The organism is Fulvitalea axinellae, from assembly GCF_036492835.1.
Classification (GTDB): Bacteria; Bacteroidota; Bacteroidia; order Cytophagales; family Cyclobacteriaceae; genus Fulvitalea; species Fulvitalea axinellae.
Window position 1 is genome coordinate 336,537 of record NZ_AP025314.1, and the last position, 12,886, is coordinate 349,422.

The following is a 12,886-nucleotide window of genomic DNA, read 5'->3' on the forward strand; positions in this document are numbered from 1 at the left end:
CGTTTTTTCAAGTAATGTTCGTTACCCTTAAAACGAAAAAACGGTCACCGCTTATGCGATGACCGTCTAAAAATAGTGATTTAATATTATCTTCTCTGCAAAGTAGCGCTCGTATTTATCCAGCAACCTACTTGGATCTTGTCACCTTCGTTGAGGTTTTCGCTGAAGATATCCTCAGAAGAAGGGAATTGCTGCTTAGCAACGTTCATTTTGGCAGTGTTTCCGGCTTTCTTGAACATCTCGTAAGCGGCCAAGAAAACAGCGCGGTCTTTCACGCGGCTTTTACCTTGCTTGCAAGACTCGTACGACTGCATGTAAAGGTTACCTACCAAAGTGTAAGCGTCTTTGTTTACGCTAGCGTCAGTTTTGGCTGCTTCGAAAGCGAGTCTTCTGGCTTCAGATTTAGAAGAGGCGGCTTTAGACCTTGCTTTGATAAGGTACAGCTCGGCTTTTTTGGCCGGCTCTGTCTCCAGGCTCAAAGCTTGCTCGATAAACGGAGCTGCCTCGGCGCCTTTCTTGTCCTTGAGGTATCTCTTGGCGATGTTTTTGGCCAAAGCGGCGCTTGGAGTGTGCTTGTTAAGCACGATCATCGACTCTACGAAGTAAGGCTCGCTGATACATTCGGCCTGCATAGAGAGTTTGAAAACGTACTGAGCGGCTTTAAGCTGAGCTTCGCCTTCAGACGATTCCATTTTAGGAACGAATTTGTCCTTGATAAGGTCGCAGTTGATTTTCACCATTGCGTTAAGCATCTGGTTTACTTTCTGCTCGTATTTCGCTACGTTTTTGCCGGCTTCTTTTTGGGCGGCGAACACGTTGCTTACCTTGTCGTAAGCGTCAAGGATTTGCTCTTCGGTGTACTCTGTACCTCCACGTTTCTTTTGGTACATCATGTAGATGACGCTTTGCGCGATGTGAGGGTAAGTCTTTGGCCCCATGAGTTCCATGGTCTTCAATCCCGACTCCAATACGAAGTCATATTTCGAAGAGTCCTTAGCCCAGGCTTTGTAAGCGGCGTTGGCGATCTGTGGGTAAACGGTTTTCTCGCTTCCGAAACGTTCGATACGCTCTTGGTAGAGCTTAACCAAAGTTTCGGTGAGCTCGCTCTTCTTGGCTTTGTCAGGAGCGCTGGCTACGAGTCCTTTGTAGATTTTTCCACCGTCAATATAGATAGCCTTGTTTAGGTCTGGGCAGTTCTCGTGCAACCAAGTGAATGGCTCGAGTGCGTCGGCGTAGTTTTTCGCCTTCACGTTGTCGTGCATCAGCACGTACTTCTCCTTGGCCATAGCGGTATCGGCCGGCCATTTCCAATTTTGCGCATTTGCGGCAGTCGCCATGGCGATTGCCAAAAATGCGAGTATGAGCTTTCTTCCGTAAGTTCCCATAGGTCGATATCGTTGTTTTGTTAAGTTATAGTTTCTCGATACTATCTTTTGTGTTCTATAAACGTCGAATTTAGTAAGAAATTGGCAGAATGAAAAAAGGCTTGTCCCGCTGACAAGCCTCAGAAGCCGATAAGGGCCAATATTTTACCGAAAAAAATAAGAAATCTTTAGTTCATCGGGCTCTTACGGTGGCGGTTACGTTAATCCAGCACCCAACTTTTATTTTCGAGCCTTCGTCAATATTGTACGAAAAGAGCTCTTCTTTGGACGGAAATTGGGCTTTTGCGTTGGCCATTCCCTTCTTGTCTCCGGCTTTCAGGTACATGTCGTAGGCGGCCAGAAACACTGCCCGGTCGGCCACTTTGCTTACGCCTTTTTTGCATTGCTGATATGACCCGAAGTAAAGGTTGCCGACAAAGGTGTAGGCTTCTTTGCGCGACGGATCGACAGCCACGGCTTTGAAAGCGTATTCTCGGGCTTTCGTCTTTAGCTGTTTATGGTAGTAAACGCTGGCCTTGAGCATATAAATGTCAGCTTTGTCTTCGGAGTCTTCGGCTTTGGGCAAAGCCATGTCCAGGTATTTGAGTGCGTCGTCGTAATCTTTTTTTGTTATCAGGTCTCTGCCGATAAGTTTGGCGAGTCCGAAAGTAGGTTGGTTTTGGTACACGACTTTGGCCGCGTCAATGAAGACGGGCAATTCGATGCATTTCACAGCCAAGGCTAGCTTGAATATGTTTTGGGCCAAACGCAGATCCGTCGGGTTCTTTTTGAACTTGGGCGCCAAAGTTTCGGCTATGAACGCACAGTTAACCTCTACGGTTTTTGTGAGCAGTTCGTCGATTCGGCCTTGGGCTTGGTCTATTTTCGCTGGATTCTTTGAGGTTTTTCGCCCTTCGGCCAATACCGCTGTGATTCTATCGTAGAGATCCACCACTTGCAGGTCCGTAAGTGGGCCACCGGATTTTTTGTATCTCGAAATCACATTCATGTACGGTTCGGCCAGATACAGCGGAATCGTGTTGTTGTTGGCTTCGAAAGCTTTGGTGAATAAGGTGTAGAGGTATTCGTTTTTGCTTTTGTCTTTGTAAAAAAACTTGTAGGCCGAATAGGCTTTCCGTACAAGGACATTGGCTTCGTCTCCGTAATATTTGATTCGGAGATCGTAAAGCAATAAGGTGGAGTCTTGAAAGACTTTTTTCTGGGCGGCGTTCTGTTCCGTACGGGCCAAGTTTTCGTAGATTTTCACGCCGTTGATGTACAACGACTTGTTGAGGTCCGGCACGGTGCGCAACAGCCAATTAAGCGGCGCGCGGCAATTATTATACTGGCCTTGTTTGAGGTAGTCGGTGTAGAGTACGTTCTCCTCGGTTGCTTTTTCCTTGAGTTGCGGATCCGAAGGCCAGTTCCAGCCGGCTTGCGCAAAGGTGACCGTTGCGCAAGCCAGAGTTAGAACTATGCTCAGGGTGAGGCTTTTGATTCCCATAGTATTTTATGGTTTGGTTTAGTCATACTTTCTCCTCCTAAACCAAGAATCATCCCCAAAGGTCAGCCCAACGCTGATTTGAAAGTAATTTTCTTTGATAAGTGCATCACTGGTGGTGCCTCTTGTACCAAATGTGAAAGCTGTGTTGATAGACGAGAAGTACCTGGCGTACGCACTCGGGTTTACGAGCGGAGCTTGCACACCGAAGGTCAGTCCTTTGTCGGTAATTTGTTTTCCTTTGATCTCGATCGGTGTTTCCTCATAGTAGGCGCCAGCGCTGAAGGTCATTCTTTTGATGTAAGAGAAAGACCTGTAGTCCGGAATAAAGTATCCCCCTACCGCAAATCGATAGCTGTTAGTAAGGTCTTTTTCGCTGTAAGGGTTTTTCTCATTCGTGTACTTTGACCAATCGCTGTTCGTGAAATCTACGCCGAGCATCCATCTAGACGGGTTGCTGAAAGATAATCCGAAACCGAGCTCGCTAGGTATCTTGGCGGTATAGCTGGAGTTGCTGCTAGAAATTGTTTCGTAAAGCGGAGAGTCGGGATCCTCACTCTGCGGTCTGGTCTGCACTTCCCTTGCAAAGTCTACATTGAAATCGCCGTAGTGCCTATACACAGCGCCCAAGTGCCCGTAAAGGGTTTTGGAGAACTTGTGATCGTAGGCAACACCGAGATCGAAGGAGAATTTGCTGTACTCGTATATATCTTCCCAAGCGCCGATAGTATTGAAAACAATGGCCTTGTCGCGCTCAAGCGGATCGTCGCTGTCTTGTCTTGTGTCGTAAGGTGTCAGGACCTCTTCGTTGGAAATTGTCCCGAAGAAGTAATTTCCGGATACTCCGACACTAAGCCCTTTCCACAAGCGTACGCCCGTAGACAAAAACACTTGGTTGATACCTCCTGACCCTCGCCTTTTGAATTTGTCAAGAATATATTTTTTGTCAGGGTTTTCTGTCTGGCCAAAGACTTCGTTGTCAACGTTGCTGTAAGGTTGAAGTCCAGCGGCAATAGTCCACATGCCTGGCTTTATGGGCAGGGAGATAGCGAGATTAGTAAGTTGTGCGTCGCTGTTGGTTTGGCTAATGTCCGAATTTTCGGCCGTACGCTTCTCATACAGCATGCCTATATCGAACAGGGTATATCTGTTGTTGACGAGCAACGCGGGGTTCACGGTATTTATGAAAAGAGGCGATCCGCCACTGATACCCACACCACCCATAGCATCAAAATTCGCATAGCCGGGCCGTTTCACGGTGCCCACGCCGAGCGCGGAATATGGAGATTTCACTCCCTGCGCCCAAAGTTGGGTCGCGCTGAGTGCAAAGACTGCCAGTAGCAGCGTTCTAGACGTTAGCTTCAACATTATGCGACAAAATAGAGTTAAGTCCAATCAACACTAATTCAGGTTTCACCATCACAGGAGACTCAGTTTCAAGCTCAAAGAACTCACTGTCCCCACCACAGAGAATGACCGCCAAATCTCTGAATTTTTTGCGGTATTCTCTAATAATCCCTTCAATTTCTAAGCGTAATCCATGCGTAGCGCCACTGCGGAGAGCGTCTTCAGTAGTGCTTCCGGTTAGCGGAACCCGATCGCCTGTTTCGATAAGAGGCAACCTTTCCGTGAAATGATTCATGGCCCTGAGGCGCATTCGTAAACCCGGAGAAATGCTACCCCCGTGATACGTGCCTTCAGCGTCTACGATGTCATAAGTGACACAGGTGCCAATATCGATAACCAAGGCCGGCTTGTCTGTCAAGTGCCGGGCTCCGGCTACGCCGGCGATGCGGTCTACGCCCAAAGTCTCAGGTGTTTTGTAAGCTATCCGAAAGGGCAACGGCATAGCATGATGCAGTGTCCAGACGGGCGCTACTTCCGATACGGATTTGACCAGTGGCTCCGTTTCCGATGAAACAGACGAAAATATTATTTTTTTGGGGTTCAAATCCTTGACTGTTTGGGTAATAAGCTCTTTTTTGAGCGTGATAACCCTAACGAGTTCCCCGTTTGAGAATAAACCGGCTTTTGTTCGGGTATTCCCTATGTCAATACATAGATTCATTTCAATAATTGTGATATTTTGAGCCGATACGGGAGGGTATTAAAAAATCTCCAATCAACTAATCATTTAGAATAACGGTCAAAAAATCGTATTATTACCCTTGAGGGCATGATAATTTTCTTGGCCAGCCGGCAACGTGACGGCATATTTTGTGGTAAAAATACTCGAATGGAAAATATTTCCAATACAGTGTACCGAGTTTTGGGACTTATGTCGGGCACTTCTCTTGACGGTCTCGATATGGCCCTTTGCGAATTCAGGAAGGGAGACCAAGGTTGGTCTTACGAGATTCTGGCGGCGGACACTGCCGAGTATGACCCCAAGTTCAGGAGAATGTTAGCGGATTTGCCGTCGCAAACCGCAGAGGGGTTGGCAATGGCGAATGTGCGTGTCGGGGAGCGATTTGGCCGTTTGGCGAAGGATTTTCTCAAAAGAACCAGAAAGACCGCCGATTTTGTGGCTTCTCACGGGCATACGGTTTTCCATCAGCCGGACAAAGGTTTGACCCTGCAAGTAGGCGCTGGATATCCGCTTATGGTGGAGTCCGGATTAAGCGTAATGAACGATTTCCGGTCGCTTGACGTGGCGCTCGGGGGACAGGGCGCTCCGCTTGTTCCTATAGGGGATCGTCTTCTTTTCGGAAAATATGATTTCCGCCTTAACATAGGAGGCATAGCAAACGTTTCTTACGAGGACAAAGAAGGCGTGACCAAAGCTTTTGATTTGGTTTACGCCAATATGGTGCTCAATATGCTGGCGCAACGCCAAGGGATGGAGTTCGACCGGGACGCCGTTTTGGCGACCCAAGGAGAAAGAATCCCTGACCTTGAGGCCAAGTTGCGCAAATGGTCGTTTCTGGATGAGCCAGCGCCGAAATCGTTGGGTTTCGAACGTATATCCAAGGAATTGTTTCCATTGTTTTCCGATAAATATAAAACGGAAGACTTATTGAGAACGGCTACGGAACATGTATCGGAAGTGTTGGCTAACTCGATTACCGAATTAGCGAAAGCTTCGGAAAAAGGGAACGCAACGGTTTTGGTTACCGGAGGAGGAGCCAGAAACCCTTTATTAATGGAGCGCCTAAATGAGCTGTTACCCGCAAGTATCGGGACGGTTCCCGAAAGGGGTGAAATTATAGATTTCAAAGAAGCCCTGATCTTTGCGTTTATGGGAGCCTTGGCGGTTTCGAAAGAAGTGAATGTTTTGTCTAGCGTGACAGGAGCACAACAAAATTCAGTTTCAGGGGTGATGTACGACATTAAATCCTTAGTTAATAATGATTATATTAGCGTTTGAGTAAGGTCAGGTATTGTGCCCGTATAGGGATGTTGGAAATTGTTTAAATGAATGTAAATTGAATTTTAAACTGTTTGTGTTTTTAGTTTGAGAAAGAATCTGACGTGATATGAAAAATATACTGATTGTTTTTTTATTGGCCTGTTCGGTGATTGGAGCCGTTTCCTTGCCACATTCAGCGATGGCCTCCGCACCAGCTTTGGCTTATGTTTCGGGAGAGGCACAACATGCATCCGCGGACGAGGAGAAGGACAAAGTAACGGAGTATACGGAGATTGACCAAGGAGAGGCCGCGCACCACGAAGCGCCGGCTTGGATGGTAATCCCTTTTGTCGTCTTGTTGCTGATGATAGCCACCGGGCCGCTGTTTTACGAAAAATTCTGGCACCATAACTATCCTAAAGTAGCCGTTGGTTTGGCTACGGTAGTAGTGCTATATTACCTTTTTGTAATCCATAACACGCACGCTCCTGTACACGCATTGGCTGAGTACGTGCAGTTTATTGCGCTGATTGGGTCATTGTATATCGCTTCGGGCGGTATTATGATCAAGGTTGACAAGCCGGGAATACCGATGACCAACGTAATGTTGTTGTTGTTGGGAGCCGTAATTTCCAACCTTATAGGAACCACAGGAGCTTCGATGTTGTTGATCCGTCCGTTTATCCGATTGAACAAAGGTCGTGTACGTCCTTATCACATCGTGTTCTTTATCTTTATGGTAAGTAATGTCGGTGGAGCGCTTACTCCTATCGGTGACCCTCCATTGTTCCTCGGGTTTTTGAAAGGCGTGCCTTTCGGCTGGACTTTGGTTCATAACCTGATTCCTTGGGTAGTGGCATTGTTAGTTTTGGCTGCGATCTTTTATGTTTTCGATACTAAAAACAAAGCGCAGGACAGCGATACCGCTGAATATTCCGGTAAAATTTCGCTTGTCGGAACAAAGAATTTCCTTTGGTTGATCGTGATTATAATCGCCGTTTTCATTGACCCGAACGTATTTGAATGGGTTCCGGGAATCGAGTATGACGGAGCGAAGATTTCATTCGTAAGGGAATTGATTATGGGTGTTGCGGCGATTTGCTCGTATAAATTCGCCAGCAAAGAAGCACTTTCGGGCAATGAATTCAACTTTGAGCCTATCCGTGAGGTTGCGTTTATCTTTATCGGAATCTTCGGGACAATGATGCCTGCCTTAGAATTGGTTGGCGCGTTTGCCGCGTCTGACGCTGGAGTACAGCTGATCACGCACAACACATTGTACTGGGGAACTGGTTTCTTGTCGGGCTTCCTGGATAACGCCCCTACTTACCTCAACTTCTTGGCCGCGGCGATGGCTTCTCAAGGGGCTTCGATTTCGAATCCTGCGGAAGTATCGGCGTTTGCCGCCGGAGCGGAGCAGTTTACGGCTTCGGTATTACAGCTTAGGGCCATTTCGATCGGTGCCGTATTCTTTGGAGCGATGACTTATATCGGAAACGGGCCGAACTTTATGGTACGTTCTATCGCCGAGCAATCTGGCGTGAAGATGCCTTCGTTCTTCGCTTACATCACACGGTACTCATTGCCGATTTTGGTGCCTGTTTTGGTATTGACTTGGTTGTTTTTCTTCGCCTTCGTCTAAGAGCGGCGACATAAAAATAAAGGCCTATTGTGGGCCGAAAAACTCAAAAGGTCTCGTTTGTGAACGGGGCCTTTTTATTTGTCAAAACCAATCGAAGCGGACTTTCCCGTTATTTTTTTGGTTTGACAGCCTGATGAAATTACTGCCTGTGACTCATAAGACCCGCAGGTCAGGGAAAAGCGATATTAATATAAAAACGAGTGGAGTATTTGACTCAATTTCGGATATTGCCACGGTAGTGATATTTTTAGTTGGAATTAAATCTTTGTCATGAAAAGACGATTGTTTACCGTTCAGATTTTGTTCGTTTTGGCCGTTATGATTTCTGGGGTGGCTTTCGGTATCGGAAAAGGCAAAAAAGCGCTTTTACGCCTTAAGCCAAAAGCCGGAACCACATACATAACCAGCCTCAATATGAAAATGGATATTGAAATACCTGGTGCCGCGCAAAAAGTGGTTATGGGTATGGATACGAAGTTCAATATCGAAGGTGTGGAGAAAAATGGTAATGTTAAGCTGGACTACGCCTTCTCGGGAATGCGTATGGAAATGAACATGCCTGGCGCAGGCGAAATAAAGTATGACTCTAACGACCCAAGTACTCAAGAGTCTCCGCAAGGACAGGCAATGCATGCGGCTATGGGGCAAATGTTGAATAAGTCTATCGGGATGGTATTGTCTCCAAGGGGTGAAGCACTCGAGACTACCAGTTTGTCGGAAGTATTCCCGAATATGCCTGCAGATCAGTTACAGCAATTCGGAAACAGTACGGACAACCAATTTATAGCATTTCCGGAGCAAGCGGTAAAAGTGGGCGAAAGCTGGAAAAGCGAGAAAGTTGTGCCTAATCCCAAGCTTCCAATAAAGATGCTGATGACTTATACCTTAAAGGCGATCGAAAAGAATGACTATGTCATCGCTGTGGACGCGAAGATAGTTCCAACGGATGAAAACGCTCAGATGAAAGTTGACGGATCGTTCAAAATGGACTATAAGCTTGACAAGAAGACTTGCTGGACCAAAGGTGGCGAAGGCGTAATGGATATGGGAATCACGATGAATGCCAATGGGCAGAATATGACCATCAATACGATTACGGACTTTACTATAAGCTCGAAGATTGAGTAAGGATTCACTTTCCAAAGAAAATAAGAAAGGGCCGTTCTCACTTGGGAACGGCCCTTTCTTATTTTGGTATTAACAGCTTTTTGCCGTTTTATTTCTTCTTCTTCTCGAATTCGGTGAGACCGCTTTCCAAGAATTCGATAAATCCGGTGACGCTCAGGTCATATGCGCGGGGCTTTACCAATTCTTTTCCGTCGGTGCCTACCAGCACGTAGAAAGGCTGTGCGTTGTTGTCGAACTGCGTGATTTGGAAATCGGCGTTTTGTTTACCGATGGTTTTTTTCAAACGGCCGTCACGTTTTGACTTGTACCACTCTTTTTCGGGCAAAGTGGTCTTATCGTCCACATAAAGCGATACGAACACGTAGTCCTCGTTCAGGATGCGTTGCACCTTTGGATCAGAAAGTACGCGCTGTTCCATTTCACGGCAGTTTACGCAACCGTGGCCGGTGAAATCGATGAATACGGGCTTGTTTTGGGCTTTGGCGCAAGACAATGCCTGTTGGTAATCAAAATAACCGTGGATTCCCACCGGGTGGTGAAGGAGGTCTTCGTATTTTGGTTCCGGGCACCCGACAATTCTTTCCACTTCCTTCATCTCTCCCCTATTTTGCTTGATGGCGTTGAGCAGATCGAAATCATGAGTGGTGATTGGCGGAAGATATCCCGAAAGTCCGGCCAAAGGCGCTCCCCAAAGTCCCGGAATAAGGTAAATGACAAAGGCGAAGTTTACCAAAGCCAGAAGTACCCGTGGTACGGGAAGTTTTTCTACAGGAGAATCGTGTGGCATTCTGAGCTTTCCGAGCAGATAGAATCCCAAAACCGAGAATACGGAAATCCAGATGGCCAAATAAATATCGCGGTCGAGGATTCCCCAGTGGTAAGCTTGGTCGGCGACGGAAAGGAATTTGAAACCGAGGGCGATTTCGATAAAACCGAGGACAACTTTTACGACGTTGAGCCATCCGCCTGATTTTGGCAACCCGTCAAGAAGCTTCGGAGAAATGGCGAAGATAGTGAACGGAAGCGCGAACGCCATTCCGAAAGCGAACATTCCGGCAACTGGCTTCAGTTGCAGTCCGCCTTGCGAGGACGCCACAAGAAGGCTACCCACAATAGGTCCCGTGCATGAGAAGGAAACCAAAACGATGGTGAAGCCCATAAATAGCGCCCCGTAATATCCGCCTTTGTCGGCTTCGCGGTCCACCTTGTTCACAAAACTGCTAGGCAAAGTGATCTCGAACATTCCGAGGAATGACAATGCGAAGATCATAAACACGACAAAGAAAAACGTGTTGGGAATCCAGTGAGTACTGAGCCAGTTATTGAAATCGGGCCCGAGGAAAGCCGCCACGATGGTACCGGCCAAAGTGTAAATCGTCACAATGGAAAGGCCGAAAGCGAGCGCTTTGGCTTTGCCGTTGGACTGGCCCGTAAAGAACGTCACCGTCATCGGGATCATCGGGAATACGCATGGCGTAAGCAAGGCAACAAGGCCAGCGCCGAAGGCCGTAAGCATAAACCAAAGCAATGATTCGCTCTTTTTGGCTGGTTTCTCTTTACTGTTTGTGTCTTCAGAAGCGACGGGCGTAACCGTTTCGGCTGATTTTTCAGCTTTAGCTTTCTTGCCGATTACAAATTCGGAATCGCCCGGAACGCACATGTTTGTTACGTCAGAGCATACTTGGAATTCCACTAGGCCCTTGACCTGCGCGCCGTCTTTCAGCACCTTGATTTTTTGAATGAAGACCCCTTCTTTTTTGAAGTAGGTAATGTCTCCCTCGAATATCTCGTCGAATTTTTTCTTCGGGTTTATCGGTGTGATTCCCCCGATAAGCTCGTAAGCGTCACTTTTGTCAAAGGTGAAAGTAGTCACCATTGGTCCCAAATCCGGATCGAAATCGGAAGAATACAGGTACCAGTCTTTATCGATTACAGCCTTGAAGACCAGTTCCGCCTCTTCGCCCGCCTTCAGGGTTGAGGGTTTGCTAGAAAATTCCCACTTCACATGCTCTTGGACTTGGGCTGTGGCCCCGGCAAAGCCGGCAAGCATAGCAAGCAGAAAGAGAATGGATCGTTTCATCCGCACGCAGTTATTGATTATGAACATTTATATATACTTTCAAAAATATTGAAATATTGCCTTTATATGAAATCGGCTACCGCATTAGGATTTTTACGGGTGACAGCCTAAAGGCGATCCGGTTAGGGCACCGGCTTGGGATTTTCATGTTTCCCGATCACGTTTACCAGAACCCCTACAAGGTAACGTAATACGTGGATTGTCACACAAGAGTTGGGTGTGTTGGGGCGGAAACATCTAAAAAACAATAAAATCGAATGAAAAAAGCGACCCAAGTGGGTCGCTTTGTAAGCTGGATTACTTTTTCATCTCGGCAAAACGCTGGTGGAATCGTACTATGGTCTCGATTCCTTTCAGGAAGTTAAATACCCCGTATTTCTCGTTTGGAGAGTGGATCGCGTCGTCGTCAAGACCGAATCCCATTAGGATAGAATCAAGACCGAGCACTTCCTGGAACATCGAAACGATCGGAATGCTACCGCCGTCGCGAGTCGGGATCGGCGTTTTTCCCCAAGCGTCTTCGAAGGCTTTTTCGGCCGCTTTGTAGCCGATAGAGTCTGTCGGAACCACTACGCCGTCGCCACCGTGATGCGGAGTTACTTTTACCGTAACAGAGTCCGGAGCGATGGATTCGAAATGTTTGGTGAAGAGTTCCGTGATTTCGTCGTTGATCTGGTGCGGGACCAAACGCATCGAAATCTTGGCGTAAGCCTTAGACGGCAACACCGTTTTGGCGCCTTCGCCAATGTATCCTCCCCAGATTCCGTTTACGTCAAGTGTCGGGCGGATGCCGGTACGCTCAAGCGTAGAATATCCCGCTTCGCCTTCGATATCTTTGATGCCGAGTTCGCGCTTGTATTCCGAAAGGTCGAACGGCGCTTTGTTGATGGCGTCGCGCTGGGCGGTGCTGAGCTCTTCCACTTTGTCGTAGAAACCGGGGATGGTGATGTGGTTGTTCTCGTCTTTGAGCGAGGCGATCATTTCGCAGAGCGTGTTGATCGGGTTGGCAACGGCGCCGCCGTAAACGCCAGAGTGAAGGTCGCGGTTTGGCCCGGTAACTTCTATTTCCACGTAGCTCAGTCCGCGGAGGCCCACGGTGATAGACGGATGTTCTGTAGAGATAATGCTGGTGTCCGAGATCAGAATCAGGTCGGCGTTGAGCTTTTCCTTGTTCTGTTCTACAAAAACGGCCAAGTTTTCAGATCCGATTTCCTCCTCGCCTTCGATCATGAATTTGAGGTTGTAAGGCGCACCGCCGTTTTTGGACATCGTTTCGAAAGCCTTGATGTGCATGTACATCTGCCCTTTGTCATCGCAGGCGCCACGGGCGTAGATTTTGCCGTCTTTTACTACCGGCTCAAACGGAGGCGAATCCCACAGCTCGTAAGGGTCGGCCGGTTGTACGTCGTAGTGGCCGTAAACCAAAACGGTCGGCAAAGAAGGGTCGATCATCTTTTCGCCATAAACTACCGGATGGCCTTCCGTTTCGCATACTTCGGCGAGGTCGGCACCGGCTTTCAGCAGAGCGGCTTTCACGTAGTCGGCGGCTTGGCGAACGTCGCCTTTGAATTTACTGTCGGCGCTAACCGATGGAATTCTAAGCAGTTCGAATAGCTCGTTCAGGAAGCGGTCCTTGTTAGCCTCGATATAGGACTTTGCATGTTCCGGAGTTAATTCAGCCATATTTTTTTGGTTCAGATTTTTGATCTTGTTTATGTGCAGTCCGAAAATAATGAATTGCGCCGAGAACGACGCAGGCAAACGCCGTTGATTATTTCCAAAGTAGGAAGCGACGCCTAAAAGGAAATCCGTTAAGCCCCTT

The 12,886-nt window shown here is 47.6% G+C and carries 9 protein-coding genes; 3 read left to right on the plus strand and 6 right to left on the minus strand.

What is annotated here, in order from left to right; genetic code table 11:
- Nucleotides 1-86: 86 nt before the first annotated feature.
- From AABK39_RS01270 to AABK39_RS01285, 4 genes are all read right to left on the minus strand, one after another.
- Nucleotides 87-1,385: a hypothetical protein gene (locus AABK39_RS01270; protein WP_338393132.1), complete on the minus strand. Its 1,299-nt coding sequence runs from the start codon at nucleotides 1,383-1,385 to the stop codon at nucleotides 87-89.
- Nucleotides 1,386-1,557: 172 nt separating this feature from the next.
- Nucleotides 1,558-2,868 (minus strand): tetratricopeptide repeat protein, encoded by a 1,311-nt coding sequence (locus tag AABK39_RS01275; RefSeq protein ID WP_338393133.1) that lies wholly within the window; start codon nucleotides 2,866-2,868, stop codon nucleotides 1,558-1,560.
- Nucleotides 2,869-2,886: 18 nt separating this feature from the next.
- The gene (locus tag AABK39_RS01280; RefSeq protein ID WP_338393134.1) at nucleotides 2,887-4,233 is read right to left on the minus strand and encodes a hypothetical protein; all 1,347 of its coding nucleotides are present in this window, start codon (nucleotides 4,231-4,233) and stop codon (nucleotides 2,887-2,889) included.
- Entirely contained in the window at nucleotides 4,214-4,933 is a 720-nt protein-coding gene (locus AABK39_RS01285) for a type III pantothenate kinase (protein WP_338393135.1), read from the minus strand. The genes AABK39_RS01280 and AABK39_RS01285 overlap by 20 nt, the downstream gene beginning before the upstream one ends.
- Nucleotides 4,934-5,101: 168 nt before the next feature.
- On the opposite strand from AABK39_RS01285, the gene AABK39_RS01290 reads away from it, so the two are divergent.
- The 3 genes from AABK39_RS01290 (at nucleotide 5,102) to AABK39_RS01300 (ending at nucleotide 8,984) form a co-directional block, all read left to right on the plus strand.
- Nucleotides 5,102-6,232 carry an anhydro-N-acetylmuramic acid kinase gene (locus AABK39_RS01290; RefSeq protein ID WP_338393136.1) on the plus strand — a complete coding sequence of 377 codons (1,131 nt, stop codon included), beginning with the start codon at nucleotides 5,102-5,104 and terminating at the stop codon, nucleotides 6,230-6,232.
- Nucleotides 6,233-6,341: 109 nt separating this feature from the next.
- On the plus strand, nucleotides 6,342-7,856 hold the full coding sequence (locus AABK39_RS01295) for a sodium:proton antiporter (RefSeq protein WP_338393137.1): 1,515 nt from the start codon (nucleotides 6,342-6,344) through the stop codon (nucleotides 7,854-7,856).
- 270 nt (nucleotides 7,857-8,126) lie between these two features.
- Nucleotides 8,127-8,984: a DUF6263 family protein gene (locus AABK39_RS01300; protein WP_338393138.1), complete on the plus strand. Its 858-nt coding sequence runs from the start codon at nucleotides 8,127-8,129 to the stop codon at nucleotides 8,982-8,984.
- Between the two features lie 88 nt (nucleotides 8,985-9,072).
- Here the strand turns inward: AABK39_RS01300 and AABK39_RS01305 are convergent, their stop codons facing one another.
- Together AABK39_RS01305 and AABK39_RS01310 are read right to left on the minus strand one after the other, a co-directional pair.
- On the minus strand, nucleotides 9,073-11,064 hold the full coding sequence (locus AABK39_RS01305; RefSeq protein WP_338393139.1) for a protein-disulfide reductase DsbD family protein: 1,992 nt from the start codon (nucleotides 11,062-11,064) through the stop codon (nucleotides 9,073-9,075).
- A gap of 297 nt (nucleotides 11,065-11,361) precedes the next feature.
- The gene (locus AABK39_RS01310) at nucleotides 11,362-12,747 is read right to left on the minus strand and encodes a dipeptidase (protein WP_338393140.1); all 1,386 of its coding nucleotides are present in this window, start codon (nucleotides 12,745-12,747) and stop codon (nucleotides 11,362-11,364) included.
- Between the last annotated feature and the right edge of the window lie 139 nt (nucleotides 12,748-12,886).